Origin of the sequence: Sphingomonas sp. PP-F2F-A104-K0414 (genome assembly GCF_004340945.1) — a bacterium.
GTDB lineage: Bacteria > Pseudomonadota > Alphaproteobacteria > Sphingomonadales > Sphingomonadaceae > Sphingomonas.
Genome location: NZ_SLYD01000011.1, coordinates 19,375 through 37,593, shown reverse-complemented (window position 1 = coordinate 37,593; position 18,219 = coordinate 19,375). Strand labels below are relative to the sequence as shown.

Annotated in this window: 15 protein-coding genes and 1 pseudogene; 10 read left to right on the top strand and 6 right to left on the bottom strand. The window is 58.6% G+C overall.

Annotated elements, in window-relative coordinates:
- Positions 1–7 precede the first annotated feature (7 nt).
- From C8J46_RS19315 to C8J46_RS19305, 4 genes are all read left to right on the top strand, one after another.
- Positions 8–919: a dienelactone hydrolase family protein gene (locus C8J46_RS19315; protein ID WP_165886674.1), complete on the top strand. Its 912-nt coding sequence runs from the start codon at positions 8–10 to the stop codon at positions 917–919.
- A gap of 46 nt (positions 920–965) precedes the next feature.
- A complete protein-coding gene (locus C8J46_RS19310) occupies positions 966–1,922 on the top strand; it encodes a hypothetical protein (protein ID WP_132742314.1) in 957 nt (318 codons plus the stop codon).
- 516 nt (positions 1,923–2,438) lie between these two features.
- Entirely contained in the window at positions 2,439–2,576 is a 138-nt protein-coding gene (locus C8J46_RS21040) for a hypothetical protein (protein ID WP_165886673.1), read from the top strand.
- A gap of 405 nt (positions 2,577–2,981) precedes the next feature.
- Complete coding sequence (locus C8J46_RS19305; RefSeq protein ID WP_132742313.1) at positions 2,982–3,359, top strand: NUDIX domain-containing protein; 378 nt, start codon at positions 2,982–2,984, stop codon at positions 3,357–3,359.
- 126 nt (positions 3,360–3,485) lie between these two features.
- Here the strand turns inward: C8J46_RS19305 and C8J46_RS19300 are convergent, their stop codons facing one another.
- Positions 3,486–3,743, bottom strand: a complete 258-nt coding sequence (locus C8J46_RS19300) for a PepSY domain-containing protein (RefSeq protein WP_132742312.1) — start codon at positions 3,741–3,743, stop codon at positions 3,486–3,488.
- Between the two features lie 678 nt (positions 3,744–4,421).
- On the opposite strand from C8J46_RS19300, the gene C8J46_RS21035 reads away from it, so the two are divergent.
- Positions 4,422–4,565 (top strand): hypothetical protein, encoded by a 144-nt coding sequence (locus tag C8J46_RS21035; RefSeq protein WP_165886672.1) that lies wholly within the window; start codon positions 4,422–4,424, stop codon positions 4,563–4,565.
- A gap of 56 nt (positions 4,566–4,621) precedes the next feature.
- On the opposite strand, the gene C8J46_RS19295 is transcribed toward C8J46_RS21035, so the two are convergent.
- A complete protein-coding gene (locus C8J46_RS19295) occupies positions 4,622–5,029 on the bottom strand; it encodes a response regulator (RefSeq protein ID WP_132742311.1) in 408 nt (135 codons plus the stop codon).
- 233 nt (positions 5,030–5,262) lie between these two features.
- Between C8J46_RS19295 and C8J46_RS19290 the strand changes: the two genes are divergently transcribed.
- The 5 genes and pseudogenes from C8J46_RS19290 to C8J46_RS19275 form a co-directional block, all read left to right on the top strand.
- Positions 5,263–6,774: a PAS domain-containing protein gene (locus tag C8J46_RS19290; RefSeq protein WP_132742310.1), complete on the top strand. Its 1,512-nt coding sequence runs from the start codon at positions 5,263–5,265 to the stop codon at positions 6,772–6,774.
- A 263-nt stretch (positions 6,775–7,037) separates the two neighbouring features.
- Positions 7,038–7,190, top strand: coding sequence for a hypothetical protein (locus C8J46_RS21030; RefSeq protein ID WP_165886671.1), 153 nt, complete (start codon positions 7,038–7,040; stop codon positions 7,188–7,190).
- A 50-nt stretch (positions 7,191–7,240) separates the two neighbouring features.
- Positions 7,241–7,702: a VOC family protein gene (locus C8J46_RS19285; protein WP_132742309.1), complete on the top strand. Its 462-nt coding sequence runs from the start codon at positions 7,241–7,243 to the stop codon at positions 7,700–7,702.
- A gap of 659 nt (positions 7,703–8,361) precedes the next feature.
- Entirely contained in the window at positions 8,362–9,069 is a 708-nt protein-coding gene (locus C8J46_RS19280) for a hypothetical protein (protein WP_132742308.1), read from the top strand.
- 444 nt (positions 9,070–9,513) lie between these two features.
- A pseudogene (locus C8J46_RS19275) lies at positions 9,514–10,248 on the top strand (IS66 family transposase); the annotation flags it as partial.
- Positions 10,249–10,521: 273 nt separating this feature from the next.
- Here the strand turns inward: C8J46_RS19275 and C8J46_RS19270 are convergent.
- The 4 genes from C8J46_RS19270 to C8J46_RS19255 form a co-directional block, all read right to left on the bottom strand.
- Positions 10,522–11,463: an alpha/beta hydrolase gene (locus C8J46_RS19270; RefSeq protein ID WP_132742307.1), complete on the bottom strand. Its 942-nt coding sequence runs from the start codon at positions 11,461–11,463 to the stop codon at positions 10,522–10,524.
- A complete protein-coding gene (locus C8J46_RS19265; protein ID WP_132742306.1) occupies positions 11,460–13,139 on the bottom strand; it encodes an NAD(P)/FAD-dependent oxidoreductase in 1,680 nt (559 codons plus the stop codon). Before C8J46_RS19265 ends, C8J46_RS19270 begins: the two co-directional genes overlap by 4 nt.
- 401 nt (positions 13,140–13,540) lie before the next feature.
- Complete coding sequence (locus tag C8J46_RS19260) at positions 13,541–16,282, bottom strand: LuxR C-terminal-related transcriptional regulator (protein WP_132742305.1); 2,742 nt, start codon at positions 16,280–16,282, stop codon at positions 13,541–13,543.
- Positions 16,283–16,579: 297 nt separating this feature from the next.
- A complete protein-coding gene (locus tag C8J46_RS19255) occupies positions 16,580–18,187 on the bottom strand; it encodes a long-chain-fatty-acid--CoA ligase (protein WP_243643524.1) in 1,608 nt (535 codons plus the stop codon).
- Positions 18,188–18,219: the final 32 nt, after the last annotated feature.

Genomic DNA, 18,219 nt, shown 5'->3' with positions numbered 1-18,219 from the left:
GATTCTCGTGAACCGCTTCAGCCTGTTCGTCACTGCCCTTGCCTTTGCCCTCCCCACGGCGGTGACGGCGCAGGGCATCCCGGTCGAACCGATCGCGACACCCCCGCAAACCGGTGCGATTGCACTGGGCACTGGCGGCGTGCCCGGTATGCCGGCGGAAAGCTGGTTCACGCTCGCCAGTCGCCCCACGGTCCGTAACGTCGCAACTGCGACACTTTTGCCGGTGCTGCCCGACAAGGCAAAGGCGACGGGGGCTGCGGTCATTATCGCGCCCGGCGGCGGTTTCCTGATGGAGTCGATGGAGGCCGAGGCGATGAAGCCGGCACGCTGGCTTGCCGATCATGGCATCGCTGCCTTTGTTCTCAAATACCGTCTCGATGCGACACCGGCTTCACTGGACGCGTTCAAGCAGGCCGCGCTGGCGCGCTTCGCAGCTGCTGCAATGGCTGGAGCGAAGGGCGGTGCCGTGATCCCGGCACCTGCACCGGCGCTCGCCGATGCGCAGGCGGCAGTGAAGCTGGTGCGGGCACGTGCGGGGGAATGGGGCGTCGATCCACGCCGCGTCGCCTATCTCGGCTTTTCCGCCGGCGCGATCATGGGGGTGGATCTGGTAAAGACCGCAGCACCTGGCACCACGCCTGACCTGTTCGCCGCTATCTATCCCTCGATGGCACCAACGACCGTCGCCGCAGGCGCGCCGCCGCTGTTCGTTGCGATGGCCAACGACGACGAGCTGTTCGGCAAGCAGGGCTACGGCCTGCCCGACAGCTGGCGTCGCGCCGGGCGGCCGGTCGAACTGCACGTCTACGAACATGGCGGCCATGGCTTCGGCTTCGACGGCAAAGCGGGCACGACCAGCACTGGCTGGAGCACCGCGCTGCTTACCTGGCTCGGCGCGCACGGCTGGCTGACGAAATAGCAGGAACTGCCGGAAGCTGATCGCTACTCTTCGAGGAGACGGAACGATGCGTTGGTCGATATTGGGCGCGATAAGCGCGATGCTGCTCATGCAGCCGGCAACGGCTGCGACATACGAGGCCAAGGGGCCGATCGAACGTCATTATGCGGCGGACGGTCCATGGGCCACGACGACAACCGTCTCGCCCCACGCCTGCGACCGCGAGGGCAATGTTTGCGACATCTGGTATCCGACTGACCTCGGCGCCAACCCTCTCAAGGGGCGGACCAGCGGCTTTCGTCATCCTGTGATTGTCTTCGCCAACGGCACGGCGGATACGGTCCCGGCGGAGAAGAATGCCTATTTCCTGCGCCATCTCGCGAGCTGGGGCTTCATCGTCATTCGATCGCGCGATGGCTCGACGGGGCAGGGCGAAACGGTCACCGACGCGAAGGACTTCCTACTCGCTCAGTCCCGCGATCCGGGGAGTGTCTTCTACGGGAAGGTGGACGCCGACAATATCGGTCTGGCAGGCCATTCGCAGGGTGCGGCGACCGCGGCGTTGCTGTTCTCGCGGAACGATCCTGCGTTCAAGACCTATGTGCCGATCGAAACCCCACTACGCGCGGTCTGCGTGGTCGCGAACTGCTCGATCGACCTTGGCGCGCTGTCAAAGGTTACCCGTGGTTCCATTTTCTATGTCGGTGGCGACGTCGATGTGATCTCAAGCCTGCCGACCAATCTGGGCTATTACGGGCCGACGTCTGATGCGGTCGACAAGGCGATGGGGATGATCGCGCTGGGCGGGCATACCGAGATCGAGGGCAATCCTGGTTGCGCGAGCGGCGGTATCCCGGCGTCGTGCAATCTCGGTGTTTATCCCTTGCTCGGATATCCCACCGCCTGGTTCATGTGGAAGTTGCAGGGAGCGGCCGATGGGCCGGCCGCGTTCGCTAAAAACGGTGAACTGAGCAACGCGGCACCCGGATGGCTCGGCGTCCTCAGCAATATCCAGCGACCCTAAGATGCATGATCTCACGATGGCGCGGTCGCGTCATTTGTGGTGGGGCCTGTTGGCTGTTGGCACCTGTACCGCACTGCTCGTCGCCGTATTCGTGTTTTATTCGCCGCCCCCGGTCGGGCTCCAGCCTGATAGTGTACGCGTGGTATCGGTCCCGGCAGTTGGCGGTCATGCCTCAGGCAGCAACGTATCCGCCGGACTTGTCGCCCGAGGCCCAGCACGGTCTGATTGGATGGGCTCTGACAGGCCCGTTATACTGCGCGCGCTTGCCTTGCCGGCGGATGCCCGATTGCGTGAGGTGATCGGCTCGAATTCTAGGCATCAGGTTGTTTGCGGACAGGTACAGCCTGGGGCGGGGCAGGCCTTCCGTCGCTTCTTTTACGCGAAGACCGCGAGGATGGGGGCCATAGCTGACGGTGGCGCCGAGTTCGATCAAACCTTCGCCGGGTTATGCGCTGAGGCTAAATGATCCCGACGTCGATTCAGGCACTACAAATCCGAAATAGACAGAGATAAATCATGGATGAATCGTTAGGTAATTTAAAAGACAAGCTTGAGCAGGCCTTGAAACTTGCGTATGATCTTGAAATCAAAGTTGTTGGTGCCTGGATATCAGTGGCGATTGACGCTCTATCCATTGAAGGCGAGACAGCTTGAGCCACCTGGGCTTGGGGAAGACCTTTATGAACCTACAGTCTGGTGTCAACCAGATTGGAGACCTCTTGACTTCACATCGAAGAAGCACATAATTAAGCCCCCGATTTGATATGCGGATGGCCGAATTCTGGCTGCCAACATACGAAATTTCGATCTAGTCGTATAGCTCAAAGCGCCGATTGCAGACACTCTGCGCGACTTATAATCTGCCTACGACCGGTCATCCATTTAATCTTACATATCGGTAGGTAGCGTGCTGGCGGAAAGGTCGAAGGGTGTCCTGTCTCAGCAAAGCATGAGGACGAAGAGGTGGTTTATGTGCCTGCTTGAGCAATCGCCAAAATACTGATGCTGGCCGTTTTCATCATTGCGACCTTTGAATGATGGGTCGAGGGTTCACCGCTAATGCTAGCGATCGATTTACTTCTAATCGGGCTGTGGCTAGCAAGGTGGGTATTGCCCAGGGGTAAGGTAAAGCAGGGAATGCCAGCGCACCGAGCTGCCGCTCGTGAGGCGTTTGAGGAAGCGCGCGTTACAGGCACTATTAGCGCCCTATTTATTGGGACCTACCATCAGTTGAAAACTCAAGACGACGGCCAAGCAGAGATGGTAGCTGTTCAGGCGTTTCCGATGCTGGTTCGCCAGGAAAACAAAAGCTGGCCGGAAATGCACCAGCGACAGCGATGCTGGATGCCCATCAACACAGCGATTGGAGGTTTAAGAAATAGCGAGCTTCGTGCGGTGCTGATGAAGTTTGCACAGGAACTACCTAACGTCGCCTAGATCTTTGGCGATCGTCCACCGCTCGTAAAACACAAACCGGCTTAAACTAGCGGTCTTTTGATAGTCGAATTATGACACGAAGGCGCCAAGTCCAACGTGGGCGTAGCGCGCGTCGTGTCCGCACGACTAAGAGTGATCACGCTCCATTTTTGTGATGGCACCTGAATGCGGATCGACGTGAAACTCGTAGTTTACCCTGGCTTTGCGGGCTTCGCCTTCCCAATGGCCATCGTCGGCTTCCAGCTTCGTGACCCGATAGCCTCGCTTGGAAAGCATGGCCTTCACCTTGGCGCTGCTGATCCAGTTTTTGCCTGGCATATCTGCAAAGGCGGGGGAACCAAGGCCCGCGATTGAAACCGTAGCGATGAGAATCTTTTTTATCATAATTAACTCCTTATGCGCTGGGTCCAAGCGCATATCATCTGACCGTCGTTCCGGCCGAAACTAGAAAAGTGTCGATCTCTTTGGACGCAACCATGATCATCGTCGCCAACGACTGGGATTGCCCAAACCTAGACATTCAAAGGTCTTCACCCCGCTTCCGATTGCAGAAGTTCGCTCATCAAAGTGGAAAGGTGGGATCAGAACAGAGATTAAGTCGTTGTCATATAGTCCTTTTATACAAGGGGGTGTATATATGGCAGATCACGTTTTGAAATTCGAAAGAGCCCGAACGGCTGGCGCTAACGCCGCCAGTAGCGAAAAATTGGGATATGACGATTGTCCATATGATGAAGATCATGAGCCAATCCTGCGGGCCATGTGGCAGGACGGATTTTTGACAACAAAATTATACGGAACGGGATGATTTGAACGTACCACGGTACGCCCTTGGTGACCAGCAAGTAAGGAAGACGCCCCCGGTCCCGTAAGCAGACCGTCTGCTTTCCTTCCCATTCCGGCCATTCCGCTCACGCCCAAATTCGGACGTTTGGGCGTGCGATCAGATCTCCCGATAGCCGCCATCCGTTAAGCTAGCTTACGAGCAGTAGTAGAAATTGCAGTGAGCGTCGCGCATCCATACTATCGACGTCGCCGGGTTAAGACAGATACAGTGTCTCTATGAGCTCTGACGACCCGCTGACGGCCCAAGATTTGAAGGACGAATTGGAAGTGTTACTACAGCTCGCGGACGACCTCGGCCTCACGGTCGTTGGTGCGTTGCTAGCTTCCGCAATAAACGTGATCCCGATCGTTCGACATTGATATCATTCCTCCCCATCTCAACCATTTCGCCTTTTACCAATAAGCTGTGTCGTTGATCAAACCGCCGTTTTAAGCGGCTCCGGTAATTTGTTGTCCGGGAGCATGTTCCGCAAATGCTGGTGCACCATGCGCTTGTTGAACGGCTTTGAGATGAACGTAGCCTTTTCGGGCATCTCGCCCGCTTTCGGTAGAACATGACCGGATGCGATGACGATTTCGATCGCAGGCCAGCGTTCGGCGACATGCCGCGCTAGCGCAAAGCCGTTGGTGTCGCCGGGCATGTCGACGTCAGAGAACAGCAGTACGATGTTTTCCCAGTTGGTGGCTAAGACTCGCTTCGCCTCGTCACCATCCATGGCCTCGTAAAAGCGAAATCCAGCATCTTCGAGGATGGCAGTCGTATCCATCATGATGAGCGGATCATCATCGACAACGAGCGCGTAAGGTACGGTTGAAAGGGTCATGGAGCCCTAACCCGCCCGCCATAAGCAGAGTTGCGGCGCGAGAGGTTTTTTGGTTGATTTTCTTAGAGTGCGACTGCGGCATGGCCGCATTTGCGGGCCATGCCGGGTGACGTTTGCAGGCTGTTAACCGAGTAGTTTTGTCACAATGGCCATCGCAGCCTACTGACACTAAAGGACTAAAAACATAGCGTCCAACGACATAAGGCCCGTTGAGCGTGCGAACGGAGTGACGTGTGCGAGATATCCAGGAAGAAGCGCGGATCGTCCGCGAGCTTACGCGCGGCGATAGCGGATCTGACCCGTTTGCGTCGGCTGTCCGCGCGACGCGCATGCCGATGATCATCACCGACCCCCGGTTGCCAGACAATCCCATCGTGTTTGTGAACGACGCCTTTGGGAAGTTGACCGGTTATGCCCGCAGCGAGATCATGGGGCGCAACTGCCGGTTTCTGCAGGGACCGAACACGGACATGGCCGACGTCGACCGCGTTCGAGACGCGATACGTGCGCGGGAATCGATCGAACTCGACCTGCTGAACTACAAGAAGGACGGCACGCATTTCTGGAACCGGTTGCTGGTTTCGCCCGTGTTTAACGACGACGGGGTGCTGCTCTATTTCTTCGCTTCGCAGTACGACGTCACTCTTGAGCGCGAACGCCTCGTCAACCTTCAGCTGGATCGCGATGCCCTCGAAGCAGAGGTAGAGCGCCGCATTGCCGAACTCCAGGAGAGCGAGCAGCGGCTTCAGTTTGCCCTGGATGCCGGCCGCCTGGGATCCTGGAGCATCAATCTCGATACGTACAGGCTGACGGCATCTGCCGAGTGCAAGAGGATATGCGGTCGTGCCCCGACCGATCCTCTGACCCTCGACGAACTGCGAGAGTCGATCCACCCGGAAGATCGGCAGATGCAGGTCGACGGCATAGAGCGTGCCGTACGCGACCGATCGCTGCTGGACCTCGAGTACCGCTTGCGGACGCCGGCAGGCGAGGAGCGCTGGGTACAGATCCGGGGACAGGCGAGCTACCGCGCCGATGGAACACCGTTGGCACTCGTCGGGACGACCCAGGACGTGACCGCACGGAGGCGCGCTGAGGAGCATCGGACCCTCCTGGCTAATGAGCTAAGCCACCGGGTGAAGAACACGCTTGCGTCCCTGCAGGCAATCGTCTCGCAAACGATGCGCCGGGCGACCTCGGTGCAGGAGGCCGGCACGACGCTGGAAGCACGCATCCACGCGATGTCCGCCGCGAACGACTTGCTAATCAGTGGCAGGTTCGAGAGCACGTCCATGCGCGCGCTGGTTGAGCGCACGCTTACCCCCTTCGGGGTGGAAGACGGTCAAAGGTTCAAGCTTTCCGGGGAGGATCTCCAGCTCCCGCCACGCCTTGTCGTCGCCTTCGCCCTTGCCCTCCATGAGCTTGCAACCAACGCCGCAAAATATGGCGCGCTATCGACCGCCGATGGGGTGATTGATCTGAGCTGGAAGGTCATGGACGGCTGGCAACCGCATGATCTCCACCTCACTTGGGTAGAGTCAGGAGGCCCACCGGTTGCACCGCCGACACGGACCAGCTTTGGAACACAGCTCATCCAGCGTGTTTTGGCGCACGAAACCGGCGGAACAGCTAAAATCTCATACCTTCCTGGCGGCGTCGTGTTCGAAGCCGTCGCACCGTTGGTCGACAGCGCCGACAACGACAACGACAACGAGCAGCATGATCGAGCCGAAGAAAGGAACTAAGGGGCTAGCCTCTCATAAAGCACTAAGCACAGTGCTTTCGGCTTGGCGTTATAGCCCCTATCCGTTTTGCCACTGATGGGGGAACAACGGCCCGTCCCCACAGGGTAGCAAGGACGGACCGGCCACGGCCGGAGGACGACCGCGGCAAGGCATAAACGATACCCGTCATATTAGTTTCCGGCGGTTTTTGCCGTTTTGTTTCGACTTCCCAACCCGGCCATTTCCAAAATTCGATCGTCTTTGGGAAAGCCGACAGTTGCCCAATGTCTGCTATCGCCGCCCGCCTTCCCGAAAGCAGCCTGTCCGCTTTCCTCCCATCCCAGACATTTCCGAAACTCGTTCCTTTTCGAGAAAAAGCTCAAGCGTTAAAGCGTCAACATAAAGATCATGTCCGCCATGCTGTTGGTGTCGGTTGAAGCCGGCGTAGGCCCTGACATCGCAAGCGCGGCCAAGTAAGAGTGAAGTAATGACAGACGCCGCAAACGTTATTGCCGTGGACCATACAGGCTTCGCCGTATCGTCTTTAAACGAAGCCGTTCGCTTCTGGACGGAAGCGCTCGGTTTCACACTTGAGCGGCAATCGGAGATGGGGGGCGATTTCCTGCATCACGTGACCGGTGTCGATAATCCTAATGTCAAAACGGCGATCGTCAGGGCACCGGACGGCTATGTGGTCGAACTGTTGCAATATTCAAAAGGGCGCCAGAACGGTACGGTGCCCAACAGCGCGGGGGCGATCGGTGCGGCCCACCTGGCTCTGGCCGTAAACGATATCCATGCCGCTATTGCCCGCGTCGAGGCAGCAGGATGGAAGGCGAAGGGTAGTCCGTTGCCGATCGCGGGTGGGCCAAGGAAGGGAACGTTGGTGGCCTACGTTTCAGGCCCCGATCATATCACGATAGAGCTTATGCAGCCGCCAGCCCATTAATGGGCCTACGGAAGTTTTCCCGCTTCACCATCCCTCGCGAGAAAGTCGGATGGGACAAGAACGCCCGATTGCGGACGTTTGTTGTATCGTTCACGTTGGCAGCAGGGTCAGCTAAGAGGCGATCGAAAATGAGCTACCAGACGGACCGTCGAAGCCGGACGCGAGCTATTGCCGTGTACGTGACCCTACTGATGATAGGCGCGGCGCTGGGCTTTCTGGTCAGGTTCGGCGTGATTACCGATCATATCCTCTGGTAGCGGCAGCCGGCGGTCGCTCAAATGGCCGCTCTCCTCTCCAACCCGGACGTTCCCGAAATTCGATCCTTTTCGGGAAATTCGGCGTGTCGTCAGGCAGGGGAATGCCTGCCACATGAGCCCCGCCCCGACATGAACGAAGTGCCGAAGTTGGGCAGCGGAAATTACCCCGCGAACGTCCGGTTCTGGGTCAACATCTACCGTTCCACGCTTCAAAAGCTGTCGATCAACCTCGCCTCATTATCTGTGCCATTGAGGTATGCCAGGAGCCATCGCTGAAATTGCGCTCCCTCTCCATGCCTCCTACCTCCAAAACTACGGAAGAGTTGTTCTATAACATTGGTATGTTTAATGAGGCAATATTAACGTTATAACGGATATGCTTAGGTAATAACTGGAGCTTTAATGACTAAAGTGATCGACATGAAGGCGATGATAAAAAGCGTCGAGAACAATCCGAAATATGAGGTCCTCGTAAATATCTTTTATCAGGCTGAACTGGTCCAGGGATGCGGTGCGGATGTGTTGCAGGCAGCAGCTTGCCTGCGCTCGCTCGATGAGCTCGAAGCGACCATCAAAGATATCCTGCCTCATCACAAGACCTTGCAACAGGCGTTGATCAACTCGGCCATCATCCTTTATGCACGCGGCACTCATCCCGGAGCCGAAAGCGGTGGGCGCGGGGCGGTCAAGACGAAGAAGCTTCTGCCTAATGAACTACGCCCTTTGCACGATGCTATCATTGAGGTGCGCAACAAGGCTGTCGCCCACGTTCACCTAGGAAATGGGCTAGACGCATGGCATCAAACCTTTGCGGTGATGGCGCCGACCGGCAACGCTGGAGGCTGGCAGCCGGCGATGGTTACGCGTGCGCACATCTACAATCGCGACGTAATTGATAAACTTAGAATCCTTATTCCCGCAGTTGAAGCGATATTTCAGGAGCGCTATCAGGATTTTCTTCGGCAGGCAGCCAAGCTCTTCAACGAGAACCCGCTTGACGCAACTGCGTATGTGACCAAGGCCGAACAGCTTTTTAGCTGCGACACCGAGACGGCCAATAAATTTCTGGCGGGTCAGGGGTCAGGCACCACCTCGACAATTTATTCGTAGAGGGATCATAGGCAGCTACCAAAGTCGCATGCCAAGTGGGTAGTATCGGAATCGCCGCTTGACCCACTTCGGATAAACGATCGTCGCCCGTAGAACCGGTGCGTATCAATGCAATTCGGGCGCGATTTCGCGCCCTACCGCCGTCGCTGTCCTTTTCCGGCGGAAAGCGGCTCAAGAGACCTTGCGCGGTAAGTGATCCTTGCAACGCCGGATGGCAGCAGCCGAAAACACCTTGCCTCGCGGGACGATAGGCGAAAGAAAACGGCGATCCGCAGAAGCGACAGGCACGTTCATTTTGGCAAGGGATGATCGATGAAGCCGGAAGCAGCGGGAGCAGGCTTCAGGGAGATGCCGCAACGTGATCGGGCTTACGAAAGAGCAACTCTTTTTTCTCGACCAAGCCAGTCAGGTTTGGTTGGAGCTGGCGGACTCCAAGGCTTTGGAATATGGACGTATGTGCGCGACGAGCGCGGGCATGGCAGCGGAGCACCACCAGCCGTGCTGTTCCGTTATGCACCCGATCGCAAGGGCGAGCGCCCAGCCGCGCACCTCGCCCGGTTCCGGGGCGATCTCCACGCGGATGGCTATGCCGGCTTCGATCGGCTTTACGGTGAGCGCGTCGCCGAGGTCGCTTGCTGGGCGCACGTCCGGCGCAAGTTCTTCGATGTCCACGCCGCAACCGGATCGGCGACCGCCCGCGAGGCACTGGACCACATCGCCGGCCTCTACGCGGTCGAGCAGGACGTGCGGGGTCGACCGCCCGACGAGCGACGATGCGCGCGCCAAGCCAGAGCCGGACCGCTGCTGGCCGCGTTCCGCCAATGGCTCGACGCGACCGGCCCCAAGCTGGCGCGACGCTCCGACCTCGCGATCGCGATCCGCTATGCGCTCACCCGCTGGTCAGCACTGTCCCGCTACGTCGAGGATGGTCGGCTCGAGATCGACAACAACGCGGCGGAGCGCTCGCTGCGCGGCATCGCCGTCGGTCGTAAGAACTGGTTGTTCGCGGGCTCGGATCAGGGTGGCCAGCGCGCCGCCACCATCTACAGCTTGATCGAGACCGCCAAGCTCAATGGCGTCGTTCCCGAGGCGTGGCTCACCGACACCATCGCCCGCATCGCCGACCATCCCGCCCGGAGCATCGACCAACTGCTGCCTTGGAACTACCGCCCGGCGTAAGCCGCACCTTCACCGGACGCTTACTTGCAGAGGGCGGCCTATTGGCTCCTGCCCACCAGCAGCGACAACGGGTGCCCCGCTTAGATCACAAGGGGTAGCGCACCTCGCAGTAGTGCAGCGCCTCGCCCAGCTGCCGCACCCGCGCGGCCGCCGCGGCTGCCTGCCTCCAGCCTGCACCATCAAACCGTGGGATTAAACACCTAAGCAGATATCGCCAGCGGCGGCCAGCCGAAGATAACAACCTCATTCAGCCGGGCGGTCGCCCGCCGGGTTTTAATCGGGGCGGCCTGCGAGGCCGAATAAGGCGCCGACAAAATCCGCGATGTTTCGATTGATCTCCCCAACTTTGGTAGTGATCCCAGATAACGCCATCGATGCATGAATCAGGCCGTCGATACGGGCTACGGTCGACGGGGTACCTGCTTGGGCCAGCCGCGCGGCGTAGGCCTCGCCGGAGTCGCGCAACACATCATACTCCATCGTGATCGTGAGGGCTGGCGGCAGGCCTACCAAGGAGGACACCTCAGCTGGATCCGAGAGAGCCGAATCTTCGGTGGTCTGCATGTAGTGCTGCCACATCCAATCCATTGCCTTCGCAGAGATCATATAGCCTTCGGCAAAGTCAGAGCGCGAACGGGTGGCGGCGGTACCACCGATGCCTGGATTGATAAGGACCTGCGCGGCGACCGGCGGGCCGCCCGCGTCGCGCGCACGAATCGCTGTGAGTGCGGCGAGGTTGCCGCCAGCACTTTCGCCCACGATGATCAACCGAGCTGGATCACCGCCCCACTCGCGACACTTTACGGCGACCCAGGCGAGGGCCGCAGCCGCATCATCGAGCGCAGCTGGATAGGGATGTTCTGGCGCCAATCGATAGTCCGCGTACACCACGACAGATCCCGTTGCAGCGGCAAGTGACCGGCAGGGCTCGTCGTAAACGGCCGCGTCACCTGCCACGAAGCCTCCGCCGTGGAAGAACAGCATCACCGATTCGTACTTGTTGCTCCCCGGCATAAATATCCGTGCAAACTGCGATCCTGACTGCGTCGGATACATCGTGTCGATGACCGATTCCATTTCGGGCGCAGGCGCTTGGAACTGTACGAGGGATGCCACCAGCGCGCGGAACTCCTCGACCGACCCCTCCTCAACCGGCCCCGCGCCGCTCGCGGCGACCGCGTCCAGCAATTGGGCGATGCCAGGATCTAACGTCACGCTCCTCTTCCCATACCAGAGGCCCGAGCCGCTTCGACCGGCTCCGGTCGTGCTTCTGTCAAGAAGTTAGGGTATCCGGCGTCGCCCTCGTCGTCGCAAATTTGACGATAGGTCGGGGCGCCACCCACATACATCATGCAAACCTTCGGTTTTCCGGCGATGTTGGAGCCGTTGTACCAAGAGTCGTTTTTGGAATAGAGCGAGTGGTCGTAGAGCTCGTTGCAAACACTTCCCCATTTCTCGACCGCTGCGGGGGTGACGTCAGCTACATCTAGACCCTCTTCCCTCATGAAGGCTATAAGTCGACCTGACCAATCGATATGATCTTCGATGGCCAGCGGGTTGTTGTAAAGCGCAGTTGCGCTCTGCGGGCCGGTGATCATGAACAGATTGGGAAAGCCATCCGAGACGAGGCCGAGGTAGGTGTGCGGCCCGTCAACCCATCTTTCGGTCAGCTTCAGGCCATTACGGCCAACGATCCCCATGTTTAGAAGCGGACCAGTCACCGCGTCGAAGCCTGTAGCAAGTACGATTACGTCGAACTCAAACTCACGCGATGCGGTCTTTATTCCGGCTTGGGTGAAAGAGACGATCGGGTCGCTTCGCAGATCCACGATATCGACATTGTCCTGATTGAACGCCTCAAAATAATTCGTCTCGAACGGCGGACGCTTAGTACCGTAGGAATGCGTTGTAGGGACAAGGATCTTGGCCTTCTCCGGGTCGTCGATACGCGAAGCGATCTGTTCACGGATGAACTGACCGGCTGCCTCGTTCGCGGCTGGATCAAATAGCAGATCCTGAAAGGTAGAAATCAGCATTCGGAAGCCACCCGCCTCGAAACATTCCTTGTAGAGTGCGACGCGCTCAGCTTCGCTCACGCCGAAGGTCGAAGGCAGCGCATCCTTGTACGGCACACCGCTGAAGTTCTTGCGCGAGGCGATGCGTAGTTCCTGATATTTCCCGCGGACCTCGTCCATCTCCTCGATGGTGAACGGGCGGTTCCGGAGCGGAGCCGTGAAGTTGGCAGTCCTTTGAAAGACGGTAAGCTGCATCGCATCTTTCGCGATGATGGGAATGGCTTGCGTTCCGCTCGCGCCGGTACCGATCACGGCGACACGCTGGCCTTTCAGGTCGACGCCTTCGTGCGGCCACCGCGAGGTCATTATGATCCGACCCTTGAACTGCTCAGCGCCAGGAAACTCATCGGTCTTGGGCAGGGAAAGGCCGCCGGCACCTGAGATCACGAACTGCGCTACGGTGACGCTGCCATCATCCGCGGTCAGGTGCCAACGTGCCTCGTCCTCGTTCCAGACCACGGCGGTGACACGAGTTTCGAACTTGAAGCTGCGCCGGACATCGAATTTGTCAGCAACATACTCAAGGTAGGAAAGGATTTCTGGCTGGCCAGCGAAGCGCTCCTTCCAGACCCATTCCTGCTGCAGCTCCTCGGAGAAGGAATAGGAGTAATAAATGCTCTCGAAATCGCAGCGCGCCCCGGGATAGCGATTCCAGTACCACGTTCCGCCGACACCACGGCCTGCCTCAAAAGCCTGGACGGAGAGCCCCATCAAGTCGCGGAATTTGTGCACTGCGTAGATGCCGGCGAAGCCGCCGCCGATGATTGCGACATCGCAGTGGCTGGTGCGTGAGGGGCTCAGGGCGATAGTTGACATGTGCTCTCCTAAAATTTTCATTGATCCTGATGGATCGTGCGAAATTGTTGCCAACCGTAGTTTTGTAACGACGGCTGATCTGAGGAAGGACCGCGGGATCGACCGCGCGTCGGCGCAAAACGGTCGCGTCCGTCCGTCGCAGAGCGGGCCGATCGCTCATGGTCGGCACAGCTCGATCAGAACCGGACGAGGGATGATGCCAGAGGTCGCTCTCCATTCCTGTCAGCCGGACGGCTGAGCCTTCGACCGCAATTCTAGAAGCGGCTTTTTTGCATTCAGGAAATCATGGCCGATTCAGCGACAACGTCACCTAACTAAGGTTGGCGGCTGGACGAGGAGAGATCAAGAGAATGGCCTTGGACGCCCGAGGAACGCCGTAACGCCACCGTCGGACCACGCGCTCAGTGGATCAGCCCGAGCTGGCGCGCGCGCTTAACGGCTTGTGCGCGTCGGGACACGCCAATTTTGGCGTAGATGCGGTTGAGGTACCATTTGATCGTACCCTCCGTCAGCCCGAGACTGGTAGCGATCTCGCGGTTCATACGTCCATTACCAACTAGCTTCAGAATCTCGACTTCCTTGGAATTCAAGGCATCCATCATTTCGCTGAGGTCAAAGTCGTCGGGCGCTTCTGCAGACGAAGCGCCAGCTGGAAGATGGCCGAGCTTCTGAACATGATGCGCCAGGAGGTTGAGGATGAAGCGGTCAACCGGCGAATCGTGGGCGACGTGTTCGCGCAGCACGCTCACAATGACATCTCCTTCACTGATGAAGGGGCTCACCAGCGTCGTTGCTATGTTGATTTCTATAACCTCGCGAAGACTTCGAAAGGCTTTTAACCGTTCTCCGTTCAACACCTCCATCTGGGCGGCGAGAATGCCCCATTCGGTCGCCGACATGAACCAACCATTCCGCTGGGCGAATTCCTTCCAACGGCGCGCGAGGCGAGCACCCTCCGAATAGGAACCGGTCAGCTGCGCCATGCGAACCGCTAGTAGAGCTTTGAGCTCGCCGATCGTGGTAATGCCGCCGTAGGGGGAATGCTTGTCGAGCGTGTCGGCTATGTCCCCCTCCCGTATGTAGCGCCCAATGAGATCGCTCCGTCCTTCGCGGATCTGGTATCGAACCGCCTCGACGGCGACCGCAAGGCGCAGTCGTTCAAAGCCGTAGGAGGCTGCGAGCGCGGCATTGTCAGCAAGGAGCCGATCGACGGCCGTCAAATCTCCCGAGGCCTCTTTAAGCCGCACCAAGACCTTGAATCTGGCAACGAGCTGGTCGACATGACCTATCTCGGACGCCACCGCGTGATGGTCAGCAAGCAAAGCCTTTGCCTCTTCGAGACGCCCCGCAAGATAGTAGGCTTCCGCCTGCAACGGCGTTGCTATGCCAGCAAGCCGCGAACGCTCATCGCCGAATTGGCCGCCTTGCCGGTGCGCTTCGTCAAAAGCGGCGTTCGCTCGCTCGATGTCGCCGGCTCGAAGATATGCGATACCCACCACGGTTTGGTGCCAGATGGCGACATAGTTGCTTCCATTGCGCTCATAGTTGACCGTCGCTTCACTTGAAAGTGCAGGGATGTTGATACGGCCAAACTTCTGCGCGGCGATGTAGATCTCGCTCGTCGCAACGGTCCCGATTAGGTATTCATCATGGTGGTTCTCGAACGCCATGATCGCATCAAGATAGGTTTGCGCCTCCCCCATGTCGTCCATGAACACGGCAAGCATGAGCTCGCGGTGCAGAAGGAGATAATCAAGCTGTCGAACTTCCCGTAGATCGACATCGGACGATCGCTTCATCTGCTCAATTCTGGCTCTTGCCAGGGTCAAAGCGGTCCCGGCGTCCACGAAACGCCAACCGGTGATGCTCAGCCATGCCAGGGTAATTAGCGCGCAGGGGAAGCGCGCAAGCGCCGCACTGGGAATCTGAGCGGCGAGGCCAGCAAGCAATCCGAGCTCCCCACCGTACGCGAGCGTCAGGCAGCGCCGATCGAATATTCCCGCCGCTCGCTCGATGTCATTACCGCGGATCGCGTGGTTGAAAGCATCAGCGACATGGCCCTTCTCGTCGAACCAAGCGCTCGCCTTCGAACAAATTTGGGCGGCCATGTTGGGGTCGACATCTTCCAAACGCCGCAGAAGAAAATCGCTGAATAGATGGTGGTACCGGTACCAGACGCCCTCATCGTCGAGCGAGGAGATGAACAGTCCTAGCTTCTCGAGCTCAACGATCATCCGGCGTCCGTTCGTAGTCCCCGTCACGGTGTCGGCAAGGCTGGCGCACATCTGGGAAAGCGGAGCGGTCTTGAGCAGGAAGTCTTGTATCTCTGTTGTTTGCCGCGCCAGAACTTCCTCGGCAAAGAAGGCTTCGATCGCCCGGCGTCGTCCCGTCAGCCCAGATCTTATCAGCTTCGTCGAGCCCGCGTCCTTAAGCGCTATGCTTGCCAATCTCAGTCCTGAAACCCACCCCTCGGTGCAGGACCTGATCTCATCGACATCCTCACTCGCAAGATCCGTATGGCCTTCTCCATCAAGTAACTCCCGGGTCTCTGCGGACGTGAAACGGAGGTCTTGCGCGTAGAATTCGGCAAGCCTTCCGCGCGCACGCATCTTGCCGAGGGGCAGCGATGGTAGTTCACGGCTCGCAACGATGAGATGGAGGTTGTGCGGCATTCCCTGCACCAACTCGTGCAGTCCTTCCTCGCTAGGTCGTCCTTTCAGGAGATGGACATCATCCAAAAACAGGTGGATCGGCCTCTCGAGCGATACCAACAGATTGTTCGTCGCAATTGAAAGCGTCCGGGGCGTCGTAAATCCCTCGGTCGTAAGGATATCCCTAACGGGCGCTATCGGGATGTTCGCATGGTGCATCGCCATCAGAATGGCGACGAAGAAGTCCAGCGCCGTCTGTTCATTATGGTCTATACTAAGCCAGACCGCCGTTTCGCCGTCCCGTATGATCTGACCGAACCACTCGGTCATCAGGCTCGTTTTGCCGTAACCGGCGGGCGCCTGGACCAAAACCAATGGCGTGAGGCGGTTCTCGTCGATGCGCTTGGCCAAGCGGCCTCGATGGATGAATAGTCCACCAGCGACGGGTGCGGTGAATTTCGTCTGTAAAACCTGCATCTGCAGAATTTGCACTGCCCTCTTTGAAACACAAGAGCCTCACCAACTTTCGTTGGCGGAGAATATTCGGATCATCTGAGAGGGATCTCCCGTCTTTCTTGCCTGAAGAATGCTCGCGCTGGGCAACATCGCGGATCAACCACGCCGCGCCGGGCCGGCGGACGCGGCCGGTATGGGTCGGTTGGCGTCACGTGGTTCCGGAACGCCTTATCTTAACGGCATCTACGCGTGTCCGCATCGACGATCATCCAAGGAAGATCGCCCGAGCCACCTCATCCGGCAGCGCGTTCACGAACCGTAGTGAGAACCTCTTCACGCGCTCAGGATGACCCGCAGAGACTTCTTATCGATTTTGCCCACGCTGGTCCTAGGAAGAGCATCGACGATCTTCACATCGTCCAAAAGCGCATATCTGCTTATCAGACCTTCGAGCATCGAAGCTCTAAGCATGTCATTGATCGCATCGCATGTCGGCTGCGACCCTGGCTGGGCCACGATGGCGGCTACCGGACGCTCCTGCCATTTGGGGTCTGGCATTCCCACCACCGACACTTCGGCCACGTCGGGGTGCTTGAGGATCAAGTCCTCCAGCATCAGCGAGCTGATCCACTCGCCTCCGGTCTTGATTACATCCTTGATGCGGTCGCGGATTTGGATCGAGCCTTCAGCATCGATCGTCGCGATATCCTGCGTGTGCAGCCATCCGCCGCGCCACAGCGCGGCAGACGCATCGTCGTCGCCGGGATAGCAGGGCGTCAGCCACGGCGCGCGTAACACGAGCTCGCCCTGCGTCGCATCATCCGAAATCAAAGGTCGCATATCTTCATCGACGATTTCCGTCGATACGAGCGGGATGGGTTTGCCGCTGCGGATCGCCGTATAGCGATCCTCGCTTTCCTCGCCAATGCTGATGACGGGCCCCGTTTCGGACATGCCGTATCCCACAGCAATAGTCATGCCTTCCGCGCGTGCCGCATCCGCAAGCTCGCGGGGCAACGCGCTTCCGCCGATGATCATCTGCCAACCGTCAAGCCGCAGCTTTTGACGCTCGGCGCTCGCAAGGACCATCTGCAGCACGGTAGGCACGCCATGCGAGAAGGTGACACCTTCGTCGCTCCGGAGGCGTAGGATGAAATCCATGTCGTACCGGCCCGGGTAGATCTGCTTCAGCCCCAGCATCGTCGCAAGGTAGGGAATGCCCCAGGAATGCACATGGAACATGGGCGTCAGCGGCATGTACACGTCGCCGGCACGCAAACTTAGGCCCTTCCGCTCGGCTAGCGCCGTGCCAAGAGCCAACGTGTGCAGGACCAATTGGCGATGGCTGAAGCAGACTTGCTTGGGAAGGCCGGTTGTTCCGCTGGTATAGAATTTGGTGGCAATCGCGTTTTCGTCGAAATCTTCGAACGGAAAGGCCGGAGAACCTTCGTCCAGCATCGTTTCGTAGCAACCGATCGCCCAGGTCGGCACATCTGCGGCATCCTCCTCGATCACGATTATCGCTCGAACCGCAGGAAGGTCTGCACGTAAATCTGCAATGAGGGGCAAAAAATCTACATGCACGACGAGTACTTCTGCGCCGGCGTGGGCCAGCGTATACGCAATCTGCTGAGGCGAAAGTCTGATATTGACCGTCTGGAGAACCGCTCCCATCATCGGTACGGCGAAGTAATGCTCCAGATACCGATGACTGTCCCAATCGAGGATCGCTACGGTGGTGCCGTGCTCTACGCCCAAGCCGCCGAGAACAGAGGCGAGGCGGCCAACCCGACCGCGGAACGCAACATTATCATATCGGACCGTGTCCCGGTATCCAATCGTCTGATCTGCGGCGCTACGGATGTTGGCGTCGAGCAAATGACGGATCGTCAATGGTACGTCCACCCGATCGGGCGCAGGTACGGCGAATTGCAAAGGCACGGTCAGTCCTCCTTGTCTGTACGCAGACCATC

Bases quoted from the DNA above. Each gene is read 5' to 3' on its own strand.
- C8J46_RS19310 (WP_132742314.1), top strand. From the start codon at position 966: ATGCGTTGGTCGATATTGGGCGCGATAAGCGCGATGCTGCTCATGCAG.
- C8J46_RS19265 (WP_132742306.1), bottom strand. From the start codon at position 13,139: ATGTCAACTATCGCCCTGAGCCCCTCACGCACCAGCCACTGCGATGTC.
- C8J46_RS21040 (WP_165886673.1), top strand. From the start codon at position 2,439: ATGGATGAATCGTTAGGTAATTTAAAAGACAAGCTTGAGCAGGCCTTG.
- C8J46_RS19300 (WP_132742312.1), bottom strand. From the start codon at position 3,743: ATGATAAAAAAGATTCTCATCGCTACGGTTTCAATCGCGGGCCTTGGT.
- C8J46_RS19305 (WP_132742313.1), top strand. From the start codon at position 2,982: ATGCTAGCGATCGATTTACTTCTAATCGGGCTGTGGCTAGCAAGGTGG.
- C8J46_RS19285 (WP_132742309.1), top strand. From the start codon at position 7,241: ATGACAGACGCCGCAAACGTTATTGCCGTGGACCATACAGGCTTCGCC.
- C8J46_RS21030 (WP_165886671.1), top strand. From the start codon at position 7,038: ATGTCTGCTATCGCCGCCCGCCTTCCCGAAAGCAGCCTGTCCGCTTTC.
- C8J46_RS21035 (WP_165886672.1), top strand. From the start codon at position 4,422: ATGAGCTCTGACGACCCGCTGACGGCCCAAGATTTGAAGGACGAATTG.
- C8J46_RS19280 (WP_132742308.1), top strand. From the start codon at position 8,362: ATGACTAAAGTGATCGACATGAAGGCGATGATAAAAAGCGTCGAGAAC.
- C8J46_RS19295 (WP_132742311.1), bottom strand. From the start codon at position 5,029: ATGACCCTTTCAACCGTACCTTACGCGCTCGTTGTCGATGATGATCCG.